Below are 24272 nucleotides of genomic sequence, written 5' to 3'. Positions count from 1 at the left end.
CTTTAACCAAAGAGTTTATGCTGATTTACGCGCAGGTCGCTTTTCATTGTTGGTATTGTTTTCTTTCGTGCTGGCGTTTTCTTGAGCCTTTCCTTTCAGTGTCACCACTTCTTTTTCAGGTAATTCGGCCGCCTCACCAAAGAATTTACCACCAGGTTCGATGCTGAGGTTATTACTCCAGATCCTCCCACTTACACGTCCCTTGGCAAGTACTTGAATGTGTTCTGCGTGACAGTTACCATCCATCATACCATTGATGATCAGTTGCTTAGCGTAGATCTCACCGTTTACTCGGCCGCTTTCTGCAACGACGAGAGTGCCTTCTACATTAATTTGACCATCGACGATGCCATCAATCTGGACATCGTTTTCTACTTTGAGTTCTCCGCTAACAGCACAGCCTTTGGCGATGAGAGTTGAAGCTGCTGAGCTACTCGTTGTTCCACGGTTTTGATTAAAGATTCCCATCGTATTCTTCGCTCCTTAGTAAAAATGTCTTCGAAATCATTGAGGCTCCAATCGACAAATGGCTTCGGATTCAGTGCTCGCCCAACAAAACGCACCTCGTAGTGAAGGTGAGGGCCAGAAGAGAGCCCACTGTTGCCGGAAATTGCAATCAGTTGCCCTTTTTTGACGAACTGACCACTTTTTACTTTGAACTTTTTCAAGTGCGAATAAGAACTCGAAAAACCGAAAGAATGTTGCAGCCTGAGGAAGTTACCAGAGCCTTTATTGCTGCGGCGGGTGACTTCCACAACCCCATCTGCTGGGGCATAAACCTTAGTACCGGTATTCACGGCAAAATCGAGCCCGCGATGCATCTTAGCGACTTTTGTCACCGGATGAATGCGCTTACCGAAGCGAGAAGAGAGCCGCGCTTTACCGACCGGAGACCCGCTTGGTATTTGGTTTAACAACACCATGCGAACGTTCGACGTAATCGCCGCCGCATCAAGTCGGGCATCCAAATTATCCGTGGTAGTATGTTCTCCAACTCCAAGGACTTTCTCTAACTCTCCCAAACGCTCCGAAACAAGTTGTACTCGTTCTTCTCGCTCTGAGAGATCACTTTCCAGCTCGGATTTTAATGCTTTCAGTGTGCTGAGCTCTTCACCCATAGTGCGCGAATGTTCTGTCAATTCAGCTTGTTTTAACGCGGCATTATCGACGCGAGTGTACAAGTGATGAATTAAGATCGCGGTTGCGGCCAGAGCAATGACAAAAAAGCATAAAAACGTTTTTAGATTGCGTTGCATCCTTTTACTGAAGTACCAATGTCTGGAGCCATTGATGGTTGATATAGAGATCGTCAACTGGTCTTTCATCGTCTTCTACTGCTCGTATCTGGTATACGTCTCGTCACTGAGTTAATGGGAATGTAAGGAAAACGAACGGGGACCGCTAGAGGCAAATTGGAAAGAAGTGTCAGGCCGTGAGGCGTTTTCAGATATTAGATAAAAGACTCAATAAAGATTTAATATCCTAGCGCTTTTGGTCGTAGTTACTCCAAATCGCTTTATTGAACTGAAGATTTTGATTTGTAAGGTGGTTATCCGAGAAATTAGATTGTGAATATTGCCAATAGCATCCTCACGCAATTCAACTTACTTCACGGTTTACCTTATAAATGTTGGATAATTTATCAAACCGACATTCATTATATCGATAACTTGTTTATGATAGCGGTCGATATAAAAGTGCTATTCAAAGGCTTTAAACCTAAGCGTGATATTTCGCTTAGGAACACATAACTATGACAACGGAGTTGGTCGTGAAAAAACTACTATTGGCTACAGCAGTGGTCGCAGCTGCAGGGGGCGCTGGCTACCTGTACCAAAACAATACTACCCCGAGTGATTCAGTATCACTACTTTCGCAAGTTCCTGCGGATTCGCTCATGGTGACGTATCAGACGGAACCTTTTAATCATTATAAATACATGAATGCATTTGGCACGGCTAACCAAGGCTCGATTGCTGAACTTTTTGCCGATGAACCACTTTCTCCACAGCAACAGTTTGCCGTTAACTTGTTTGATGGATATCTGGAGAGCGCAGCATCGCCAGAAACGTTAAAAGCCTACTTAGGTACCGGAGAAAATATTAACCCTGTGTTGTACACAATCGGTATGGTACCAGTGTACAAATTGAAGATTGAAGACCCTGCCGCGTTATGGAAAACATTGGATCACGAAGAGCAGATGAGCGGTGCTAAGCACGAGCTGGTTAAACTTGGTGAAGTGGAGTTTCGTCGTTACGAGATGACAGATTCGGTTGACCCGCAAGATGGCATTGGCTTGGTTGTTGCCGTGGTTGACAACGTACTTACGTTAACGGTTGATATTCCGCAACTGGGTGTTCAAAACCCGCTTAAAATGGCATTGGGACTTGAGTCACCAAGTCAAAACATTGCGGAGAGTGGACGCCTAGCGGCGTTGCAGGCTAAATACGGCGAAAACAATAACTCTTTCGGTTACGTTGATCACCGTGAATTGGTTAAAGGTTTGACGACGAAAGATGGCAATATCTTTGCGCGTCAAGTCAGCATGCTGGATGCCATTGATCCTGAGCCGACTATTCAGGAGATGCGTTCACCAGCCTGTCATACTGAACTTACTCAAGTTGCAGAAAACTGGCCTCAATCCGTCGCATTTGCGGAATACAAGTTGAAAGGCGAGCAGGCATTCATTAAAGGTGCTTTTGTTGTTGAATCGAAAAATAAAGTGATTCTAGATGCGCTTAAGTCGATTCGTGGCGTTTTGGCAGAATCGAACAATGATAAGAGCTTCTTTAGCATGGCGCTTGGTTTAGACATTAATACGCTAGCGCCATCGATTGGTCAGATTTGGAGCGACTTGACTCAGCCTCAGTACCAATGCTCTTTATTGACTCAAATGCAGCAAGAGATGGGTGGCCAAAACCCAGCCGCAGCTGTGAGCATGGGCTCCGGCATGGTTAACGGCCTGAAAGGATTAAGCCTGCAGATGTTTGATATCCACGTTGACACTAATGCTCAGCACGGTGAAGTATTTAGCCAGCTAGATGGTATGTTGTCTCTATCTGCCAATGATCCAATGATGCTGATTCAAACCGCGCAAATGTTTGTCCCTGAACTTGCTCAATTACAAATTCAGCCGGATAACCAGCCTGTTAATGTCAGTGACCTGCTCGAAATGCACACAGGCTTGAAGATGGATGTGTTTGCTCGTCTAAACGAAAACCATTTTACGCTCTATAGTGGTGAGAATGCCGAAGACGCGAGCAAAGAAGTGATGGCACAACCACTGTCTCCAAATGGCTTGTTCAGTTTTGACTTCGATTCAGAACGCATTTTGGAAGTGTTGGAAAGTGCGTCAGCCGTGACTGGTGAGCCGTTACCTGATGATGTTATGAAAAGCTTACAAGGCGAGCTTGTTGGTGGTATGACGATGGATGTAACAGATCAAGGTATTGGTTTTGAGTTTGATTACCGTGGTGCGACCAAACCCGTGACGGTTGCACAGCAGTAAAACATCGAGTAGAAAAAGGCGGCGCAGTGCCGCCTTTATTTCATCGTCGAACTCAGGTTTGTTTACCATCGAGTCGGACGTTCATCAAGACTATGACTGCAACCAAACAGGGTTACTCCAGGCCGTGCTGCCGTCTTTATCTTCGACTTCTAAACTTATCCATCCCTCTGCGTCGCTAGGTATAGGTAGCGACAGCTCTATGCGTTGAGTATCAACTTTTGGGTTAATCGTCAGAGTATTCAGCACGTTGCCGCCTTTACCGATCAATCGAATTTCTTTTAGACCATCGGCTGCAACGACGTGGATGTCCCACGTGTCGCCAGCTGTTGCTGTTTCACCAAACATAATGTTTTGCGGATAAAGAATAGGGCCTTGTGTTGCGTAGCCATGGCCGGCTTTAAGTGCTTGCGCAAACTTCGACGGTGTTAGCTCTCCATCGACTCTTGCCATCATTCGAATCTGCCCCGTGAGTTGGTTCCACGCATCGTGGGTGTCGGTTCCCGCCGTAAAGTACATTGCTTCACCTTGATCCCAGAGTTTATGCGCTTTCTTCAACGTTGGTTCATTGTCTACGCGCGCATTAAGCTCCATAAGGTCGAAGCGATCCGTTTTACCACCAGGGACTGCATTTTTAGCGATGTTCGTAAAGTAGCCATAATCGTTGTATGGATGGTTCATCGGTACGACTTCAGCCCCCATCTCATGTACGGCGTTGAGTAACGTGTGAACGTCAGCAGTGCCAGGATCGACCTTTAGCTCGGCGCCATTATCGATAGGAAATGGGTTCATATGTCCCCATGATGGCGAAACTTCGATCGACGGGATGAAAGGCACGCCACGTTTCGCAGATAGTTCTGCAAACTTCTGGTGGTTAATGGTTGAGTCATGATCGCTAATGAAAGTCAGGTCAAGATCCGTTGCCAACTGAGCGCGCACAACAATTTCTGGCGGAGTAACGCCTTCCAACACGTTGCCATGATGGTGTAAATCTGCGCCATACCAATGCTGACGGTTAGGAAACGTCACTTGAGGCACTTCTACTCGTTGCTTCGTCGTTTTACCGGATGTTAGGGTTACGTCTAATGTTTGGGTTTTAGCTGTAAAGCCTCCACCAGAGTTGATACCTAATTTGTATTGACCGGGTGCCAGTTTTAGCTCCGCATGACCTGCAGGCAGCAGATCGGTAAAGAAGGTGCGTTTACCCAAAAATTCAACCGGTGGCGCTTGACCTTCAAGGATGGTGATTCTCGCATCTTTGGCCAGACCTGATGTTGCCTCTTCAACTTGAAGTGAGAGAGTTGCTGGGCGTTTTAGAGACGTAAAATCGAGTGTTTGCTCGCTATTTCTCGCCACTTGAATCGATTGCAGCTCGCTGTTTGCGTGACCAGTCGCTGTGCCGTAGATTTGGTACTCACCCTCAGGCAGCGCCATGCTGTACTGGCCATCTTTGGCCAATGTCCAGGCATAGGGTTGTCCTTCTTTTTCGATCATCACGATAGCATCTTCAGGAACATGACCATTATCTGCGCGTAATTGGCCGTTGATGGTGCCTGTCGCTTGTCCTAGTCGGTCAGCTTCTGCCTTGACAATGGGGGCCATGTCTCCATTTGGAGCCACTTGTAATCGGGATTGGAAAGTGCGGCTTTCACCTGCTTTCAAGGTATGCCCCAGGTACATGTCACGACCATTGTATTTGACGCGATCAAAATAAGGAGCATGAAGTGCAAAGGCCCAGTCTCGATCATAAGCGACCATGCGATCGGCAAGGGCATTGTCGGCCATGGATTCTTCTTTCCCTTCCAACCCCGGCACGGCAAATTGGTAGCCAGTGTCTGGCCAAATGGTGTGCCCTGATTCTAACGCGAGATCTTTTTTACCTTGGTTGGTCATGACCGTTTTAAGCGCAATTGAGTCAGATCCAGAAGCGAGTGTATACCACGTTGTGATATCAACGTTATCGAAGTTGCGGCTCACTTTAATGACCGCTTTATTGTCGCTGTCTTCGATAATCTCAATGGATTTGCGATCATTCGGCCATGCGGACCAGCTGTTAGGAATGAAGTCAGCAAAGGCGACTCGGTCAAGATCTATTTTACCGTTCTTTACTGCTGCCAAATCGACCAATGTTCCTCGCGGTACGCCCCATGGTGGTGCTGATTCAACAGCGAGAGCGAAGGCGACATGTTCGTTTTGAACGGTAATGTCTTGAGCGTGTGTTGCTTCGCCATCGGGGATCGTGGTCTTTCCTTGTGTGATACTCACTCCCGCATGCGCTGAAGTTCCAAGCAAAAGGCCAGAGATTAAAGTTGCCACTGCACTTTTTGAAAAATTATGCATGAAGACACTTCCTTTTTTTCATGATTTATTATGTGAGTTGTCGATGGCATTGTGCGTTAACTTGATTAGACGTTCAATTAAAAAAGTGAAAGAGATGAAGAGGTCAACTCGTTACTATTATTGTTTTACAATTGATTTTTAAATATTAATTTTTGATTTTAAAGGTTTTTTGTTGTTTGGTTTGTTTTTGCGTAGAGTAATAAAAATATTTAGAACACTAATTATTTTGAGAGAAGTGTGAACGATTTTTGGCAGCATTGAGCAAACAAAATGATAACAATTACACTGTATATGTGAGAAAAAAGGTCAAGATAGTTCTGAGAACGCATATAATATTTTGAGTTAAATTTGACTTTTTATTCTTTATGTTTGGGTTTTTATCTTGTCTCTGACTAAAAGATCTCTAATAAAGATTGGAGCAAACATAGAGACACTATGTTTTTTGAGTGAACTATATACGGTGGCAATATGTCGAAGACATATCAATTGATTGCTTGAGGTTTAGATGGGGTTTATTCGTAAATATAAACTGAGCATAGTTTTGTTTTTGAGTGGTGTGGCATGTTTAATTGCGTACCACGCTCAGGGCTCTTACGTAGATGAAAATGGCTTATTAGTAGAGCCATTTGGGTTTATCCCTTTGTTTTGGCTCTTTTTGGGGTTAGCCTTCGCCTCTTTTGTGGGCACTTTTTTCAAACACCGTAATCGTAATTAAAGAGCAAACGTGAAGTTTACTCCTTTATCTGAGGATGGGAGTATTGCTGATATTTTGGTAACTCTTTCCTTAGGTTACTAAATGTTGCTCGTGCACTTTGTTTTGATAGTTTGTTGATTAGCCAGATTGGCAAAAGGCCTCCGGGGTCAGCAAACGCTTTGTAGTCAATGAGTGTCGTGCCATTAGTGAGCTTTTGTAATTCCCAAGTTGCAGCAACCGAACGAATGCGAACATAGCCCTTTTGTTCAGCAAGATATGAGTCTGGTGCGCTTTTGATTTTTATCGTGAACCCAAGCTCATCGACCCAATATTCAGAGTAGGTGAGCATATCACGATTTTTTGCAGGCCATGGCGCCGTAAATTGGGTATAAACGATGTTTTCGGTGGCTGATATTTGATTTAAAACCCGGCTATGACTGGCATTGTCAATCCAGTTCGGGATGTTGTCACTATCTTCCAATAGCGTTAAAAATGCGCCATAGCTGGTGGGTGTGAACATCCGAGCACGAATCTCAACTAAACCGTCGGTATGCTCTCGAGAGTAGATAGTGATTCCGTTATCGTCACTATCAAATTGCCAGTACTCGTTGGCTTTCGCGGTGGTGCCAGTGGATATAAAAGTGGCGAGTAGTAGCGCGCCAATTCGTAAATGCAACATCATGTTAGTACCCGCCAACTTATCCTTAGTTAAAGCTTATACGATGTGTTCTTAATTGTAAGAACAATAGTAAGTCTTTTCGTTACTGTTCTGAAGGTTGATCTGCTCCAAAACCTCGTTGAATATTGGTGAGCGTTATGGCTGCAAACACCACAATAACGATTGATAGATGCCAGGCTTGGCTTAAACCAAGCTGTACCAATGTTAAGCTGACCAATGAGGATACGATCATTTGTCCACCTCCAGACATGGCTGCTGCAGCACCAGCCTGCTTTTTGTAGGGTTGCATTACCATGGCTTGCGCGCAAGGTAGGGCAATGCCGTTACCTAAGATCATTAATAGTTGCCCCAACATTAAATACAGCGGTTCTACCGGGCAGAAGAACAACCATATTGCAGCACTGAGATGCAGGAATGGACTACAAAGTAGCATTCTTTTGTTGCCGATAATTGGCCTTACTCGGTTACAAATCGTGGTGCCGCCTAACATACCTAAAGCGGGAATGAGTGCCCACATTGCGTATTGATCGGATGTCATGCCAATTTGGTCTTGCATGATAAATGGCATCACGGACACGGTCGTTATCATCAGGCTGAAGTTTAACCAACTGATGCTGGCAAAACTCATAAAGTAACGTGACGTCACCAAGTCTCGATACTGGAAAAGCATGTTGCGTGGTGACGGAATAACAGATCGTTTTGCTATGGTTTCTGTAAACTTAAAGGCGATGATTACCCAAGCGAGTGAGACATAACCTAGCAGTGAAATGAACACCATACTCCAACCAAAGTGGAAGTTGATAAAGCCGCCAATCACAGGCGCAATGAGTGGCGTGATCGAAGCTGCCATAGCGATATAAGACATGGCGACAGGGAGCTCATCACCGCTAAATCTATCCCGAGTCGATGCTCTCGCGAGTACCGCGCAGCACCCAGTTCCTAAGCCTTGTAGAAAACGCCCCATCACCATGCCTGTGAAGGTGTCACTGAGGAAAATGATCATTAATAGACCAGACATCGCGATGAGCAAGCCCGTCAGCAGCACTTTTTTTCGACCCAAAGCATCCGATACCGGACCGTAAATGAACTGAGAGGGACCAAAGCCGAGTAAGTAAATACTCACGAGCAGTTGGGCTTGATCAAGGGAGATAGAAAAGTCTTTTGCGATCCATGGCAAAGAGGGCATAACAAGCCCCATGCTCAATTGGCCAACACTGATAATAAGACAGGCGAGTAAGATAGTGCGAAAGTTGATTGGGCGACTCATGATGGATCACCATCAGAATAACCTCTTTGCTTTCGTGTTCTGAGGCAGCCTTCATCATCCACTTCATTTAACTTAGATTTGACGCGTTTTACGGTAGATAGGCTGACATCACACTGCTCCGAAACACTCTTCAACGTATAGCCTTCTAACAGCAACGTTGCGATCTGTTGGTGTTTAGTTTTGTCTGCTGGGCGTCCGCGAAATTTCTGTTTCCACAAATCTGGTTGATCTTTAATGGCTTGCCGTCCTTGCTCTGCGGCAAACAGGCGATGTTCAGTCTGCACTTTTCCATATCCAGATAACACGGTGAGTAGCGTTTGAGTTTGAACAGAATCCGGTTCAAATGTGAGTGGCTCACAAACGGTTTTCAGTGTGACCCCTTTTGCTAGTAACACTTTGATTGTATTTAACGCCTGACTAAAATCTCGACCAAATGCCGTTAGCCACCAGAGCACAATCGTATCACCTGCTTTGACGATATTGAGTAGCTGTTGGAAAGCTTCTCGTTCTGCTGGAGGCATGCAACCGCGAACCTTATCCTCAAAATGTTGGGCGTCAGGCACGAACGCTTTTAGGACACCGAGGTGCTCTTGATAAGCTCGATTCTTTGGCGAGTAACGTGTGTAAAGATAAGTAGTCATATAGATTATGAGCCTTTTTTGTGTGGTTCACATACTGTAATGGCTCATAAATATACAGAGGTTCATTAATGCTTACAACACTAAATGGACCCGAAGTCGTTAACGGACTTCGGGTCTTTTACTATTAAAGTCGTGTATATAAGCTTTCCGGGTTATTGTTCTATGATTGATCTGATTTCGGGTGGTAATGCAAAATCACCATCGAAGTAGGTGATAGCAAAACCTCGCCTTCAGCATGCCCTGGGTTGAGGTTACGTACGTTTGTGTCGCAGATCGTTACCCATTCTTGCTTTCGCTCATTAGGGAGCTTAAAGCGCGCTGTGGCGTTAGTTTGGTTGATGAGATAGACCAGCTCTTGTCCTTCTTTACCGATACCAAGGTGAAGTGCGACAGAGCTTAAACGGTTCCAATCATCGTGCTCCATTAAGCGACCGTCTGTACGGCGCCAGAAAATACGGTTGTTATTGCGGTTTTCGCCACTGAAAGCTCGGATAAATGGCACCATGTATTGATTTCGGTTGGCGACCATTTGTGACATCCACGTTTTGAAATGTTGCTTACGCTCCGTTTCTCCCCAGTTAAGCCAACTGGTTTCGTTATCTTGGCAATAGGCATTATTGTTACCGCCTTGGGTGTGAGACAGCACGTCAGCAGTGAGGATGTGTGGGATTCCAAAAGCAAACAGCAAGCTGGCAATAAGGTTGCGTTTTTGCTTCTCACGCGTGGCGATGATCATCAGATTTTCTGTCTCGCCTTCGACACCGTAGTTTTCTGAGCGATTGTCACCGTGGCCGTCGCGATTTTCTTCGCCATTAGCTTCATTGTGTTTGTGCTTGTAAGACACTAAATCTTGCAGTGTGAAGCCATCGTGATACGTGATGTAATTCACCGTGAGTTTGTATGGCCAGTTCGCTGCACTATAAATATCACGAGAGCCCATTAATCGAGTGGCAAACTCTTTTAAATAGCCTTGATCACCGCGCCAAAAACTGCGGGAAATATCACGCAGTTTGTCATTACATTCGTTCCAACCAAATGGAAAGTTACCCACTTGGTAGCCATTTGGACCAATATCCCAAGGTTCGGCAATCAATTTAGTTTCACGCAAAATTGGGTCTTGCGCGACGGCTTTAAAGAAAGCTGCTTCAGGGTTGTAATCATCGCCTTGACGCCCTAACGTTGCGGCTAAGTCGAAACGAAAACCATCGACTTTAAATTCGCTAACCCAGTAGCGCAATGTATCCATTACAAGATTTAAAGCGGGTTGATAGGTGAGATCGACCGTGTTGCCACAACCAGTGTAATTTGCGAAGTGGTTGCCATGTTTGATGTAAAAACGGGAATCGAGCGCTTTCAGGTTGAAAATTGTAGGCCCTTCCCCCCCCTCTGCGGTGTGGTTGTAAACTACGTCGAGAATCACTTCGATGCCGTTTTTGTGCAGTTCTCGAATCGTTGTTTTGAGCTCTGTGACGGCGTCTTTTTCTGCGTAGCGCGGATCGGGTACCATAAAGAGATAAGGGTTGTATCCCCAATAATTGACCTTTTCCATCTCTAGTAGGTGAGGCTCATGCATGCACGCAGCGACAGGTAGCAATTGCAGCGTGTTGATGTTTTGCTGTTCATAAAAGGCCAGCATTTCAGGTGACGCAAGACCTAAATAGCGCCCCTTCAGTTTGTCCTCAACTTCTGGGTGGAGTTGGGTAAGCCCTTTGACGTGTGTCTCAAACAACACCATCTCTTCTCTGGGTATACGCGGATGATCCGTATCTTGCCAGTCAAAATTATCTTCGATAACGATGCACTTCGGCATATCGAAACTTTTGGCTGGAGAGTAGGGAGGGTGGTAATGGAGGGCTTTATCAATTGACTTTGCGTAAGGGTCAGAAATTAATAGTGGCTCTTCCTTGTGGGAGACAAGGTAACCGTATTTTTGCCCCGGCTTAATATCCGGAATAAAAGTATGACGTATGCCAGCGTATTCATTCGGTAAATCATGAAGCGCGTAACTGCCATCGTCTGCAAACAGGGCGAGTTTTATGTCTTTATTCCCCGGAGCGTGAATAGAGAAGTTACAACCTTCTTTATTTACAGTTGCACCCAAGGGGTAAGGGCGAGAGAGAAGTCGTGTCATCGGAGATACTTTATTTAATATTTATTGCTACCTTTAGGAAACTATAAGTTAAAAACTTTGTCTTACTAAGGTCAACCACCCTAAATATAAAAATATTCATGTAATTTAATTACTTTATGTGACGGCTTAGAGTCAAAAATATGAAATGGCTATCACTTTGTAGCGGCTCAAAACCGAATAAACTTACTAATTCCTCCCTAGATTGGTGATCTGACTCGAAAAAACACCATTCGGTAAATTTTCTACTCCCTTCTCATCCCCCCTAAATTAGTTTGGGGCGGAGGAAGTCATCCTTGTACGCCTCGGGTAATCTCATAACTGTTGAAACAAACGGGGATTCGTTCCCATCTTACCTCTCTTTCTTTAGGTGTGTTTTTACTGCCTATATTCACCTAAAAGAGTGAGCAGGGAAGACAGAATTATAAATACCCTTAATGGAGTTAAGAATGAAAAAAGTAAGTGCAATTGCTGCTGCTGTGGCTGCAACTTTAGCTGCTGGTTCTGCGTTCGCAGTGGATTTCCACGGTTACATGCGTGCTGGCGTTGGCGTGAACGCTGACGGTGGTCAACAATTAACATTCGAAAAGAACAAGATCGGTCGTCTAGGTAATGAAAGCGATATCTACGGCGAGATTCAACTAGGTAAAGAAGTTTACAACAACAACGGCAAAACGTTCTACGTAGACTCTATGGTTGCAATGACTTCTAATGGTTCAAACGACTGGGAAAGCACTTCTGCTAACTGTGGTTTGGATAACGGCGAAGTGAAATGTGTTGATGATGCACAATTCGCACTACGTCAATTCAACGTTCAAGCTAAAGGCCTACTAAACTTTGCTCCAGAAGCAACACTTTGGGCTGGTAAGCGCTACTACCAACGTCACGACATTCATATCTCAGACTTCTACTACTGGAACATCTCTGGCGCGGGCGCTGGTGTTGAAGGTATCGAAGCTGGTCCAGGTAAAGTTTCTTTCGCTTGGGTTCGTAACGACCGTGGCGATATCGCAGATCCAGGTAACGATGGCGGCGATACAAACGTTAACACTCTAGACGTACGTTATGCAGGTCTTCCTCTATGGGACAACGGTTCTCTAGAAATGGGCTTGAACTACGCAATCCTTAACGAAACTGACGCTGCGCCAAACGGCACTAAAGATGCGAAAAACGGCGTAATGTTCACAGCAGAATTGACTCAAGGTCTAGACGCTGGTTTCAACAAAACAGTGCTTCAGTACGGTACTGAAGGCTACTCAAAAACAATGGCATTCTACGGCGACGGTAGCTGGTACGGCGCAGAAGCTGATAACGGTGCATCTGGTTACCGCCTAATCAACTGGGGTGTAATCGGCATGGGTGACAGCTGGGAAATGGGTCACCAGTTAGTTTACGGTGTTGGTGAAGACATGTGGGCTGGCCAAGACAAGTGGGAAACAATGTCTGTTGTAGTTCGTCCAATGTACAAATGGGATGACAACCACAAAACTATCTTCGAAGCTGGTTACGCTATCGACGATAACGACGGCGACGAAAACAAATACGGTAAGCTAACTGTTGCTCAAGCATGGTCTGCTGGTTCTAGCTTCTGGGCTCGTCCTGAAATCCGTGTTTACGCTTCTTACCTAACGGCTGACAAAGAAGACAACTCTAACACATTTGACAACGGTCGTTCAGACGATACGTTCCAATTCGGTGTACAAGCTGAAGCTTGGTGGTAATCATCTAACCACTAAGTCCTAAATTGTCCTAGAATGATACAGCCAGAACTTATCTGGCTGTATTTATTTAAAAAACAATAAAGAGTCGAGGTAGACAGTAATGAAAAAATGGCTTGCTCCCGTACTGCTGGGCATGTTGGCTACTGGTTGTGCGTCCGTAGAACAAGTAGAGATGAGTCCAAAAGGTCAGCAACAAGTGATCACTCAATCGGGTGATATTCAATGGGTAACGGTTGATGTACCTGTGGTTACTGAATTCGCTTTGACTAATAAAAGCCAAATGCTGTTGGATGGTAACAGTGCTGGCGCTATTGCAGCGTTTGCTCTTCCGGGCAACCGTGGCAGTCTCGATATCAAATTAGAGACATTCGTAAGTAAAGAACTTCAATTTTATGCTCCTAATGTCGCAGTGATGAACTCGGCAGGAGAAACCATTTACCAAGCAGATTTCTCAAAGTTTAAGTACGAACCAGCAAAACTGTTGGACAATGATAAATTCGTACTTGATCTCAATGTGATTCCAGACATGACAGGTAACGATCTGCATGTATTGGTGTACACGACTTCCGCTGATCTAAAAGGCAGTACTCAAGTTCTGCATCCTGCAAAAGCCTTCGCCATGGCGCGCCACACTCAGCCGCCAGATATTGCAGACCCTTTAGCGAAACACAGACCACTGGGTCAGTTCCGTTTGTCGGTATCCGCAAATGATATCGTGAATACCAAGATTGTTGCGAAAAACGACAACATTCCTCAAGGTACGGATCTCACTAGCTACTACCACAGCTCAATTGAAGCGGCAGTGGCAGCGAACGATATTCCGAAAGCACTCACATTGCTCGATGAAGCAAAAGAACTGGGTATTGAAGGTGCGCAACAAGTGTTTGTGAAAGCCGTAAATAAAAAATAACTGAATATAAAAGGCCAGCAAAATGCTGGCCTTTTTTCATAGAATATAAACCAATAAAAATACCCCTACATAGAGTTATCTTATTCACATAATTATTTTTATTGTTTTGTTTTTTATATTGGTTAGATCAATAATTATTGACAGTTCCTAACTTATTTTTTTACTTAGGAAATAAATAAACTTATCGAAGTAATTTAAATTCGCAATCCGACGATATTTATTTGGCGTTTGATATTTCCATTTTAATAACGATTAATATTTCTTTTAAACGTTGAGTTTATTTTACTTTGGATATACTAAAAAGGAATTACGTGAAATGAACATGATGAAGACCTCTCTTGCTGCTGCCCTACTTGTTGCCTTAGTGGGGTGTCAATCGACTGCAGAACCAGAAGCGGCTGCAGAGCCCGTTGTGAATATGTCTCAAGACGAAGTGGTTGCTTTCATGAAAGCGTGTGACAACCCAGATAGCACGGCGAAAGGACCAATTTCTAAACCACTGTTTGTGGTGGGTACGTTTGCGGATTCCGACTGGAAACACGTGCCTCAACGTCAATACACCTACAAAGGAAATAACTTCTACCAAGCTGTGGTTCAAGAAAAAGTAGGCTCCTACAAAATGCAGTATGCGACAGAATTGTGGTTCCCACAATTTACCGCAAAAGGCAATCGAATGAACGTTGGTGAATTAACACCATTAACATTTGGTGGTTACGGTACAGATACTTCAGTTGATATTAAAGAAGACGGGAAATATGTCTGGAGCCTTCAATTTGAAGGAAAAGGCAAACCGCTTCATGTTATGGTAAATAAGTGTCAATAATATTCCATTCAGTTATTTAAAATCTGTTTTTATTTATAAATCCCTACATGGGAAGCATGTTGGGGTTTATTTTATTACTCAAATGTTTTTACTTAATTTGAGTAAGTTAGGGAGAGTAAAATGCGTAACGTCCGACGTAACCATCGCCTGTATCGATCGCTGCTTGCGTTAAGTGTGATTGGTGCTTTATCTGCGTGTCATTCTTCTGGTGGTGGCGATACTAATAGCAGCACTCCGCTACCGGATACCAGTTATGCTTGCCAAGCCAATGTCATGGCGCAAAGTAACCAACTTCGTACTTATCAAATCATGGTAGAGAGTTTTGTGGATGGTGATGCAAGCATTGGTCACGGTACGGGCTATGGCACCAGTCACCATAATGGCGATTTGCAAGGGGTGATTGATTCACTTGATTACATCCAAGATTTAGGGATGAACGCGATTTGGTTGACGCCGATTTTTGAGTCTGAAGCGATAGCAGGACAAGATCACTGGGCCGATCGTTTGGACGCCACGGGCTATTTTGCGACAGATTACTTTAAGATCGACCCAAAATTTGGTGATTTAGCGACCGCGAAAACTCTAGTAGAAGAAGCACACAAGCGCGGTTTATACGTGTTTTTTGATGGCGTATTTGGTCATCACAAAGATGGTTTGATCAAACCATCTCCCTCCGGCTTGTTGCCAACGGGATCGAGTAACCCCGTTGATTACCCGGCCAGTCTCGACTTCTACAAAGAGGTAGCAACGTATTGGATCAAAGAACTCAAGATTGACGGCTGGCGTTTAGATCAAGCCTATCAAGTTCCGACAGACGCTTGGACACAACTTCGTAAAGCTGTCGATGAAGCCTCGCAAGGTGTCACGTACACCAATAGCAAAGGCGAACAAGTGAATCCGTTGGGTTACATGGTGGCAGAGATTTGGAAAGGGGAGTCTGAGATCGCGAATGAGGCGTATGGATCGCACAGCGATCCAGCATTGTGCTCTGCATTTGACTTCCCGATGCGCTATCGCATCGTAGAAACTTTGGCCGTGAATGAGAGCGGCGTGGGTGGTCGCGGTGTGGATTGGCTAGACAACGGCTACAGCACACACAACCAATATCCAACGCATGCGCAACCGAATTTGATGATCGGCAACCATGATTTAGTGCGCTTTGGTGACTTGTTGCAACGCGGAAACTTGGCGGATGTGAATGATGCAGAATATTGGTTACGCCATAAAGCTGCGTTTGCCTTCCAAGCTGCCTACACTGGGCCAATCACGCTGTACTACGGCGATGAAATCGGGGATCAAGTGGATGGTTTTGCCGCAAAAGAAGACAACAACACCTGCGCCATTCAAGGTTTGTGCGATGATCACGTTGCGCGCAGCAGTGCAAAAATTGAAGGTGTGACGGCGACACTTGACGCAAACCAAGCCGATCTCAAAGCTTACGTGAAATCGCTGATGACGATGCGCAGTGCGCACCCAGCATTGTATCAGGGGTCACGCACGAATTTAGTTGCGAGTAACGGCAGTTATGTGGACTTGAAACAATCTGGTACAGACAAAGTCTTGTTTGCGCTAAATACCTTAGAGAACGCGAGAACTGTCATTCTTACTCAGGAGAGTGTTGGCACAGGTGAGTTGGTGGATTTGCTCACGAATGAAAAAATTACTCCGAGCAATGGTCAATATCAAATTCCGATGTCGCCATTACAAGGTCGATTCTTTGCGGTAACACCTTAAGGAATTATCCAGAATTGATGCTCACCAGTTGAGCTGACCACAAGCTTTCTTATACACAAGCCAAGTGTTGTTGCTGACCCCCATAGGCGCACACTTGGCTTTTTTCTGTCTGTTTTACTTTTCCCTTAATGGTTTTCCAACGATGTAGCCAACAGGTTGCTTCGCTTTTTGCATTGGCGTTTGTTTTCAGCCGGTAGATATTTGTGAGATAAGCTGCACATTAAAAAGTAAATTAACACTTGTGCAACGTAAAAGTGTGACCTAAGGATTACTTATGCCTTACTAATATGTTTATCGTGTTTGGGATTTACATAACTAATGGAAAAGTATAATGAAATCCATAACGAAACCCCTCTGTCTTCTTGCTGTTATTAGCTCTCCGCTTGCATATAGCCAAATTCTCAATGGTGACTTTGAACAGTGGAATGGCACTGCGCCTACGCAGTGGTCAGTGATTGACGCTGGCATCGCGGTGTCGCCAAGCAGCGAACAAATCAAATCGGGCGGCCTGGCTGCTCAAGTCGTCGTGAATACAGGTACCCAAAGCAACACTGACCTTTTGCAAACCATTAATGTGGAGCAAGGGAAAACCTATCCGTTTTCTGTCTCGGTTTATCACACCGAAGGAAATGTAAAAGCACGTCTGGTGGTTGATGGTTATCACAATTACTCAGATCCGCAGCAGGTAAACCAGTGGCAAGAGCTGGCGCATAACTATACTGCGAGTTCGAACAAGACCATCAATGTCGGGTTGCGTTTTTATGATGAGGCCGGTTTTGACGGCTCAGAAGTTGTCTACATCGATAATTTTCAACCGACCGAGACAAGTACACAACCTCCTGTAGAAAGTTGTAGTGATCATGAAGTGCTTCTTACACTCACGACGGACAACTATGGCTCAGAAACTAGCTGGGAGTTGAAAAATAGCCAAGCGCAAGTGCTTTTCTCTGGTCAGGGGTATGAGTCGTCAACCACTGTTGAAAAGACCATGTGTTTAGCCGATGGTAACTACCAATTTACGATTCAAGACAGCTATGGCGACGGCATTTGCTGTGGCAATGGGTCGGGGTCTTACGCGTTGAAGGTGGGGGATAATACGCTTGCCTCTGGCGATGAATTTGCGAAAAGCGAAACCACCGACTTTACGTTAGGTGACTCAACCACGACCCCACCAGTAGTTGATGGTTACTACCAAGCGGCGTCTGGCAAGACGGGCTACGCTCTAAAAACGGCGCTGTTTAACATCATCAACAACCACACTAGCCGAGGTTATTCTGCGGTGTGGACCTTGGTAAAAGATGCCGATATTGATCGTTATTACGAAAATGATGGCTCTATTCTCGATATGTATTCAGAGAAACCTGTGGGCAGTGATGCTATCAGCTTCACGAAAGTGACAGACCAATGTGGTCAATATAGCCAAGAAGGGGATTGCTACAACCGTGAACACTCGTTCCCGAAAAGCTGGTTTGGCGGTAAAGTTGAACCGATGAACTCCGATGGTCATCATTTGTTTGCGACCGATGGCTATGTGAACGCGAAGCGCAGTAACTGGCCATTTGGTGAAGTTGCCACCGCGACGTACGTGTCTAGTAATGGTTCTAAACTTGGTCAAGCAAGCACAGGCCTAGGTTATTCCGGTACGGTGTTTGAGCCGATCGATGAGTTTAAAGGCGATTTTGCTCGTGCCTATTTCTACATGGCAACCCGCTATGAAAATGTTGTAGGTAACTGGGAAGGTAATTCAAGCAATGCGGATGCTGTCCTTGATGGTTCAAGTTCAACGGTTTTTGAACCTTGGATGTTAAACATGCTTAAGCGTTGGCACAAAAATGATCCCGTTAGTGAAAAAGAACAAAACCGCAATCATCAAGTGTTTGAGTTTCAGGGCAATCGCAATCCATTCGTTGATCACCCAGAGTTTGTTGAACAGATTTGGGGAAACTAACACCTTCTTGATTTTGGTATCCACCATTTAGTGATAGTGACACCAACAAAACAAAGGGGAAGCGCGATGCTTCCCCTTTTTCATTACGGATGTTTTTAAATGAAACTAGTTTTTCGTTACCGTCACGATTGGCGCCGACTTGTCAGCCGCGTTGAAGTGGAAGTTGTAATTTCCCGCTTCTGCAATCGCAATTTTGAGGTTTGTACTACCGCCACCGACTTCCATCGTTAGCGCTTTACCAAGCTCAACACTACCTTCGCCACCGAAGTTGGTGTCTGCTGCCCAGTCTGCGCTCGCAACTTTCATCTCGTAGTTGCCCGCCGCTAGGTCAATGTCTAGCGAGTAAACGTCATTTGCTACATAGCTGAACTTCGCAGTGGAGTCTTGAGCTGGAGTATCCCATGTGGTGATAGTGCCACGTAGGTAAAGTGCTGTTTCACCGAACGTTGGTGCATCTGCTGACTTCGTCACTGAAACGACAGGTTTTTCTACGCTTTCATCTTGAACATGTAACGCGTTCAGAGTGAAGTTGTACTTACCAGTTTCAGCGACAGACAACGTACAGTTTCCCGCAGAGCCTAAGTCTAGTGAGCCAGAAGCCAAATCCGCAGCATCACAACCGATGTTTGGATTTGCCCATCCTGAATCCGCAAATTTGAACTCGTGTTCACCAGCTTCAAGAACGCCAGTTACAGAGTACATGCCATTGCCAATAAAGGTCATCGCCCAGTCACTGCTATCTGACCACTCGTTCATGGTGCCTTTGACGTAAACCACGGTTTCGCCGTAAGGAGGAATGCTCGATACGTCTTTGTTATCCGTGTTTACTGGTAGGCCAGCACCTTGCGCGCCGTCTTGTGGCTGTACGAATACCGCTGTTGTCAGTGCTGGTACTGTGAATGTTTCATTGGCGAAGCTTGCACCTTTCACGATGTCATCCGCAGAGTTTTGTTGAACTTCATGCAGCTCGAAACCAGTTGCGCCAGCAACTTTGAAAGATTTCTCAGTTGATGTTGAGTTAACAACGGCCACGACAGCATCGTAGTTCGAATCCAAATCGGCACCTGCTGATGTGCCATCGTCGATAGACATCACAATCAAGCCTTCTACTTGGTTTTGGCCCACGTTGCGGAAATCAACACGATTCATCACTTCTTGCGCGGTGTCTAAGCGGAACAGTTCGCTTGTACTTCGGATTTTTAGTAGCTCTAGGAATTGTTGCTTCGTCAGCTCGATGTCCGTTGAGTCTGGTTTCGCCGTGCTGTCACCGACGATGGTTTTGATCAACTCCCAGTTTGCACCGTCTTTGTCTTCACGTGGTAGACCAACGTTCCAGTTATTGTCGCTTCCATCGAAGAATACACGGTTGAACCAGTCACCAGAATCGTACGAGTCACGCTGCATTGACTTAGAGCGCAATAGCTCAGAACCCATGTGAATGAACGGAATACCTTGACCTAGCATCACCGTTGATAGTGATACAGACTGCATTCGTGCGCGCTCAGCAGATGAAGTACCTGTCGCAATCTTGTAAGCGTTGTTGTCCCACAGCGTTTGGTTATCGTGCTTAGACACGTAGGAAATGTTCTCTGATGGCACTTTTGTGTAGCCTGCTGGAGCACCATTGTAATCAACATTCTTACCAAGTTTGGTTTCGCCTTTGTAATCCAGAAGGACGTAGTCAGCTAAATTACCAGCCATACCTAGACGAACCAGATCTTGGTTGTGTAGACGGCCATTCACAGATTCTGCGTCAGTTTTGGTTTCTTCGTTCGGGTAAGCAGCGTTACCAAAGCCTTGGTTGAAGCGAAGTGGGTGCTTACCTTCAGAATCTACACCGCCATCAAACGGGCTTCCGCCACGAACTGCGTCACGCAGACGATCAGAGAAAGTACCGATTTCTGTCCCCGCCATGTTGACTTGTGTCGCTTGATCGAAGCGAGCGTTTTGCGCAACTTCACCGAAGTCCCAGCCTTCGCCGTAGAACAAAGTATTCGGATCAATTTCACGGACTTTTTCAAGTGCGTAGACCATGACATCTTTCGGCTGGTGGCCCATAAGGTCAAAACGGAAACCATCGACTTTATAGTCATCCGCCCACACCATCAATGAGTCAACCATCAGTTTACCCATCATTAGGTTTTCGGTGGCGGTGTTATCACAACAGGTTGAGTTTTCTACGCCGCCAGTGTTGACGTTTAGGCGGTGGTAGTACCCAGGGACAATTTTATCCAGTACTGATTTTTCGTTCACACCGGATGCATTCGTGTGGTTGTACACCACGTCCATGACCAGTTTCAGATCCATTTTATGCGTCGCTTGCACCATTTCGCGGAACTCAAGGATACGTTTAGAACCGTTAGGATCGGTCGCATAACTGCCTTCTGGTACAGTGTAGTGGTATGGGTCGTAACCCCAGTTGAAGCTGTCTAGCATGCGAAGATCGTTCATCAACGCTTGTGCTTTGCCCGTTGTTGGGTCGTAGCTATTTAATACCTCTTCAATCACTTTGCCGTCATCTTCGGTCTCACAGATGGAGGCTTCTGGCTTGATGCCACAAAGTTTACCCACGGTGTCGGTGATATCGACTCGCTGGTCAGCGTCTTCATCCACGGTTGCAATATCAAATGCTGGCAGGATATGCAGCGTTGTTAGGCCTGCATCTTTTAAGGCTTGTAAGTGAGAAACAGACTCACGCTCAGATTCTGTAAGGGCAAGATATTTGCCATCAAGACTTGGCGTGCCTTTGCTGTCGTTAAAGCTGAAATCACGAATGTGTGACTCGTAAAGGACGTGGTCTTCGTCTTTTTTAACCGTTGGGCGTGCGTAGTTTTTCCAATCTTGAGGCATTAAGCTTGGATCATCTAAATCAACCACTTGCGAGTATCGCGAGTTTTTAGACAAGCTCATTGAATATGGATCTGTTACCAAACGCGTTTCAACGACGCCAGTTGTTGGGTGGTATACCTTAACTTGGTAGCGATAGTATTTGTTGACAACGTTGCTTTGTGCCTCAGAAACCCAGATACCTGTTGCTGGGTCTTCCGTCATGGCAACGGTCGCTTCTTCTGCTAAGTTTTCATCGTAGATTATCAGATCAACATCTTGGGCAGTTGGTGCCCATAGTTTGAAGGTTGCGGCACCGCCTTCCACAATTGCGCCGAGTTCTTGACCAATCGCGTTACCTGCCTTGGAATCGGCAAATACCGCATCCAAAACGCCCGGCTTTTGCACTTCAGTTGCAGAAATGACGTCACCATTCGCGTTGTAAGCTACCATAACGATTTGTGACTTCAGGATCGTGCGTAGGGTCGCGTCATCGACATCAATGCCTGCAGCTTGGAGGCTAGCAAGGTGACGGAAGCGTGATTTCAGACCATCAGATAAATCACCTGCTTTCGTCAACTCAACCGCCGTGCCACCGGAGATTTGCTTGTCTTCATCCATTTTAATGTCGTTGCTGAGGCTGTAGAACAGCTTCATGGAATCCGCATTGGCCGCCGCTTCCCACGCGATGGTGTTGGCATCTAGCCAATGCGCTTTTTGACCATCAATATCAACAGGGCGTTCTTCGATTGGCTCGTAGTAAAGCTCACTGCTGCCGTGGAAGCCAAACAATCCTTTAGATTCGCCGATTTTCGTCAGCTCTACTTTTGAGTTTGCACTGCCGAATGCTTTCTCATCACCTTTGTGCAGAATGAAGTTCATGCATTCGTGTGGGTCAGAGGCATCTGGGTTCACTTTCAGTACGTAATAAGCACCGTAGGTGTCGTTGATGCCATCGAATGGATGCGGTGCCGACCAATCCGTTCCTGTGCCAGGAATGCCCATTGCGTCTAAATCTGTGCTGGTACAGCCTTCACCGTTCCACAGGTGCAAGCCCCAACCTTCGTAGTCGCTGGCCGTTGAAGCGGACGCCACGTCGCGTTTGTAATAAATGACGACCTCGTTCTCTCCCGCAGGGTACAAGCCTGAGCCTGGGTTCGTCGTATCTTCGTTCGTGCTATCACTACCACAACCGCTGATGACTGCGACGGAAATCAAAGGCAGTACGGTTTTGGCAATTGTTGATAATTTAAATGTCTTATTGTCCACGTTTACAAATCCATTGTTATTGAATTGATATTGAGCTGCGCGCTGCCTTCGCTGACTCAGTCATCAAGAAGGTTTCGCACACGCTAGAAAGGCAGATGCCGAAAAAGGAAATGTTCAACTAGATGCTAATACACTGAATCATCAGCAAAATGTGAGAGCAGGCAGTTAAGTTTTTTACAAGTGAAAATTTTCTGTCACAGTCGATTTTGTTCACAAATTAAATAATAAAACAGACGCATAGTGAGAGCTTCTGCACATCATTAAAATGTAAAATTTTATAGGAGGAGCAAGGGGGGATGATAGGGGAGGAGAATATCTCAGCCCCAAAACCGTGACTAAGTTCTATAAAAATCACAGTGATATTTTTCAATTAAAAATAAGTTGCAGTGATATTGCATAAAATACCGCCATTAAGTCTTGGCAAGCTTCAGATTTTCGCTAAGTGGTCGTTATATAATGAAGGTAGTCGGCGTTATGTCGGCGCGTAATCTTAAGATTTCCCTGAGAGGGAGATGAATTGGGCCCTGAAACCAAAAGAGGCTATTTATGAGTAGTATGGGCATTGCCATTGCGGCAACTGGCCTTTCACTCGTCCTGATATTTGTGTGGATGATCTCGTTGTCGATGCGGAAACAGAGACTCGAGGCAGAGAGGAAAGCTCGCGAAGCCGCTTATCGAAAGGCGATGCAAAAAGCTCGAGAGCAAGAGCGTAAAGAGCGTGAGTTCAAAGCAGAAACCGGACATATCCCCACCATTTTATTTCTAGCGAAAGAAGCTGAGAAGGACAACATTCGTCAAGCGCTGTATTGGTATGATAAAGCCGCTAAGTTGGACAATGTGACGGGAATGTACGGTATTGTTCGCTTGAGTGAGCGCATGCGTGAAGATGTGATTTTAAAAGAGCAGGCAAACTTTTGGCGTACCGCCATTGCCGGAATGGAAGGGGATACCGAAGCGAAATTTGCGACAGGCAAAGCGTTGGTTTTTGGTCGCGGAACGGAAAAAAATATTCCCAAAGGTAACCAACTGATTGAAACTGCAGCCGAAGAAGGCTGCATTGATGCCATGCTTTACATGGGTGAATGGCAACTTTCACCAGACAATAGTGCAGGACGCAGTGCAGATGCGCTTTATTGGTTTATGAAAGCGGCTGAAAAAGACAGTGCGGACGGAAAGATCCAAGTTGGCTTATGTTACCTAAATGGTGTTGGTACAGAAAAAAGCATGGTCAAAGGCTGCTATTGGCTTGAAAGAGCCGCAGAAGGTGGTAGCGCCGAGGCGATGTATCATGCTGGCGAAGCGTGGAAGGACAAAGGTAAAACAGGCAATGCGATTGCTTATGTTTGGTTGTTTCTTGCTGCCAATATGGGGTATCAGCCAGCGCGTACGTTGCGTGACGAAGTGGCAACCAATATTGGTGTTGATGTCGTCGTTGGATTGCAATCCATAGCGAAACCGTTGCAAAGAAAGCTTGCGTCAGGGATGGTGAGAAAGCATTCCATTATTCGGGCGCTGAACAAGGTGTACAAACGCGAAGCGTATTTTCCTGCAGAGGAGGAGCTTAACGCGGTGTTGAGTGACGAAAATAAAGACGATGCTAACGCATGGGATGAAGCATCGGCGCCGAACTTCCAGCCTGACATGACGACCGCAACGACGGAGGGACAGACAACCACATCGTCCACCGAAAAAAAGCTCTCTAAAGAGGCGCTCGATTTCACGCAGAATTTCCTTCAACCATAATTTATCTTATCCATAAGCCTCATAATTGAGGCTTTTCTTTTGCC

General features: G+C 45.6%; 16 protein-coding genes. 8 read left to right on the top strand and 8 right to left on the bottom strand.

Features of this window, described 5'->3' with window-relative positions; translation table 11 throughout:
* Positions 1 to 15 precede the first annotated feature (15 nt).
* The gene (locus tag L3V27_RS07035) at positions 16 to 468 is read right to left on the bottom strand and encodes a polymer-forming cytoskeletal protein (RefSeq protein ID WP_080619267.1); all 453 of its coding nucleotides are present in this window, start codon (positions 466 to 468) and stop codon (positions 16 to 18) included.
* On the bottom strand, positions 372 to 1325 hold the full coding sequence (locus L3V27_RS07030; RefSeq protein WP_005395595.1) for a M23 family metallopeptidase: 954 nt from the start codon (positions 1323 to 1325) through the stop codon (positions 372 to 374). The genes L3V27_RS07035 and L3V27_RS07030 overlap by 97 nt, the downstream gene beginning before the upstream one ends.
* Positions 1326 to 1753: 428 nt before the next feature.
* Here L3V27_RS07030 and L3V27_RS07025 point away from each other — a divergent pair, with 428 nt between their 5' ends.
* Positions 1754 to 3508, top strand: a complete 1755-nt coding sequence (locus L3V27_RS07025) for a hypothetical protein (protein ID WP_185090717.1) — start codon at positions 1754 to 1756, stop codon at positions 3506 to 3508.
* A gap of 90 nt (positions 3509 to 3598) precedes the next feature.
* Here L3V27_RS07025 and L3V27_RS07020 read toward each other — a convergent pair whose 3' ends face one another.
* Positions 3599 to 5845 carry a CehA/McbA family metallohydrolase gene (locus L3V27_RS07020; protein WP_237311423.1) on the bottom strand — a complete coding sequence of 749 codons (2247 nt, stop codon included), beginning with the start codon at positions 5843 to 5845 and terminating at the stop codon, positions 3599 to 3601.
* Positions 5846 to 6350: 505 nt separating this feature from the next.
* Here L3V27_RS07020 and L3V27_RS07015 point away from each other — a divergent pair.
* Entirely contained in the window at positions 6351 to 6560 is a 210-nt protein-coding gene (locus L3V27_RS07015) for a DUF3955 domain-containing protein (protein ID WP_104972970.1), read from the top strand.
* A 16-nt stretch (positions 6561 to 6576) separates the two neighbouring features.
* Here the strand turns inward: L3V27_RS07015 and L3V27_RS07010 are convergent, their stop codons facing one another.
* From L3V27_RS07010 to glgX, 4 genes are all read right to left on the bottom strand, one after another.
* Complete coding sequence (locus L3V27_RS07010; RefSeq protein WP_209021023.1) at positions 6577 to 7221, bottom strand: START domain-containing protein; 645 nt, start codon at positions 7219 to 7221, stop codon at positions 6577 to 6579.
* A gap of 79 nt (positions 7222 to 7300) precedes the next feature.
* Positions 7301 to 8485: a multidrug effflux MFS transporter gene (locus L3V27_RS07005; protein WP_048625450.1), complete on the bottom strand. Its 1185-nt coding sequence runs from the start codon at positions 8483 to 8485 to the stop codon at positions 7301 to 7303.
* The gene (locus L3V27_RS07000; RefSeq protein ID WP_237311421.1) at positions 8482 to 9126 is read right to left on the bottom strand and encodes a recombinase family protein; all 645 of its coding nucleotides are present in this window, start codon (positions 9124 to 9126) and stop codon (positions 8482 to 8484) included. Before L3V27_RS07000 ends, L3V27_RS07005 begins: the two co-directional genes overlap by 4 nt.
* 160 nt (positions 9127 to 9286) lie before the next feature.
* Entirely contained in the window at positions 9287 to 11257 is a 1971-nt protein-coding gene (glgX, locus tag L3V27_RS06995; RefSeq protein ID WP_237311420.1) for a glycogen debranching protein GlgX, read from the bottom strand.
* A gap of 446 nt (positions 11258 to 11703) precedes the next feature.
* On the opposite strand from glgX, the gene L3V27_RS06990 reads away from it, so the two are divergent.
* The 5 genes from L3V27_RS06990 (at position 11704) to L3V27_RS06970 (ending at position 18390) form a co-directional block, all read left to right on the top strand.
* Positions 11704 to 12975 (top strand): maltoporin, encoded by a 1272-nt coding sequence (locus L3V27_RS06990; protein WP_006740823.1) that lies wholly within the window; start codon positions 11704 to 11706, stop codon positions 12973 to 12975.
* Between the two features lie 100 nt (positions 12976 to 13075).
* A complete protein-coding gene (locus L3V27_RS06985; protein ID WP_237311418.1) occupies positions 13076 to 13885 on the top strand; it encodes a MalM family protein in 810 nt (269 codons plus the stop codon).
* 316 nt (positions 13886 to 14201) lie between these two features.
* Complete coding sequence (locus tag L3V27_RS06980; RefSeq protein ID WP_006740821.1) at positions 14202 to 14708, top strand: hypothetical protein; 507 nt, start codon at positions 14202 to 14204, stop codon at positions 14706 to 14708.
* A gap of 120 nt (positions 14709 to 14828) precedes the next feature.
* Positions 14829 to 16442 carry an alpha-amylase family glycosyl hydrolase gene (locus L3V27_RS06975; protein ID WP_237311417.1) on the top strand — a complete coding sequence of 538 codons (1614 nt, stop codon included), beginning with the start codon at positions 14829 to 14831 and terminating at the stop codon, positions 16440 to 16442.
* 331 nt (positions 16443 to 16773) lie between these two features.
* A complete protein-coding gene (locus L3V27_RS06970) occupies positions 16774 to 18390 on the top strand; it encodes an endonuclease (protein WP_237311416.1) in 1617 nt (538 codons plus the stop codon).
* Positions 18391 to 18495: 105 nt separating this feature from the next.
* On the opposite strand, the gene pulA is transcribed toward L3V27_RS06970, so the two are convergent.
* Positions 18496 to 22485, bottom strand: coding sequence for a pullulanase-type alpha-1,6-glucosidase (pulA, locus tag L3V27_RS06965; protein ID WP_237311415.1), 3990 nt, complete (start codon positions 22483 to 22485; stop codon positions 18496 to 18498).
* Between the two features lie 546 nt (positions 22486 to 23031).
* Between pulA and L3V27_RS06960 the strand changes: the two genes are divergently transcribed.
* Positions 23032 to 24228 (top strand): SEL1-like repeat protein, encoded by a 1197-nt coding sequence (locus L3V27_RS06960; protein WP_046875696.1) that lies wholly within the window; start codon positions 23032 to 23034, stop codon positions 24226 to 24228.
* Positions 24229 to 24272 lie beyond the last annotated feature (44 nt).

It is taken from the genome of Vibrio sp. J2-3(2022) (assembly GCF_021725735.1).
Classification (GTDB): Bacteria; Pseudomonadota; Gammaproteobacteria; order Enterobacterales; family Vibrionaceae; genus Vibrio; species Vibrio diabolicus.
The sequence above is the reverse complement of the archived record's forward strand: the minus strand, read 5'-3'. Positions and strand labels throughout refer to the sequence as shown.

Excerpts from the sequence above, each read along its gene's own strand:
- L3V27_RS07025 (WP_185090717.1), top strand. The coding sequence starts at position 1,754 with ATGACAACGGAGTTGGTCGTGAAAAAACTACTATTGGCTACAGCAGTG.
- L3V27_RS07010 (WP_209021023.1), bottom strand. The coding sequence starts at position 7,221 with ATGATGTTGCATTTACGAATTGGCGCGCTACTACTCGCCACTTTTATA.
- L3V27_RS07020 (WP_237311423.1), bottom strand. The coding sequence starts at position 5,845 with ATGCATAATTTTTCAAAAAGTGCAGTGGCAACTTTAATCTCTGGCCTT.
- L3V27_RS06985 (WP_237311418.1), top strand. The coding sequence starts at position 13,076 with ATGAAAAAATGGCTTGCTCCCGTACTGCTGGGCATGTTGGCTACTGGT.
- glgX (WP_237311420.1), bottom strand. The coding sequence starts at position 11,257 with ATGACACGACTTCTCTCTCGCCCTTACCCCTTGGGTGCAACTGTAAAT.
- L3V27_RS06980 (WP_006740821.1), top strand. The coding sequence starts at position 14,202 with ATGAACATGATGAAGACCTCTCTTGCTGCTGCCCTACTTGTTGCCTTA.
- L3V27_RS07000 (WP_237311421.1), bottom strand. The coding sequence starts at position 9,126 with ATGACTACTTATCTTTACACACGTTACTCGCCAAAGAATCGAGCTTAT.
- L3V27_RS06970 (WP_237311416.1), top strand. The coding sequence starts at position 16,774 with ATGAAATCCATAACGAAACCCCTCTGTCTTCTTGCTGTTATTAGCTCT.
- L3V27_RS07035 (WP_080619267.1), bottom strand. The coding sequence starts at position 468 with ATGGGAATCTTTAATCAAAACCGTGGAACAACGAGTAGCTCAGCAGCT.
- L3V27_RS07005 (WP_048625450.1), bottom strand. The coding sequence starts at position 8,485 with ATGAGTCGCCCAATCAACTTTCGCACTATCTTACTCGCCTGTCTTATT.
- L3V27_RS07015 (WP_104972970.1), top strand. The coding sequence starts at position 6,351 with ATGGGGTTTATTCGTAAATATAAACTGAGCATAGTTTTGTTTTTGAGT.
- L3V27_RS06960 (WP_046875696.1), top strand. The coding sequence starts at position 23,032 with ATGAGTAGTATGGGCATTGCCATTGCGGCAACTGGCCTTTCACTCGTC.
- L3V27_RS06975 (WP_237311417.1), top strand. The coding sequence starts at position 14,829 with ATGCGTAACGTCCGACGTAACCATCGCCTGTATCGATCGCTGCTTGCG.
- L3V27_RS06990 (WP_006740823.1), top strand. The coding sequence starts at position 11,704 with ATGAAAAAAGTAAGTGCAATTGCTGCTGCTGTGGCTGCAACTTTAGCT.
- L3V27_RS07030 (WP_005395595.1), bottom strand. The coding sequence starts at position 1,325 with ATGAAAGACCAGTTGACGATCTCTATATCAACCATCAATGGCTCCAGA.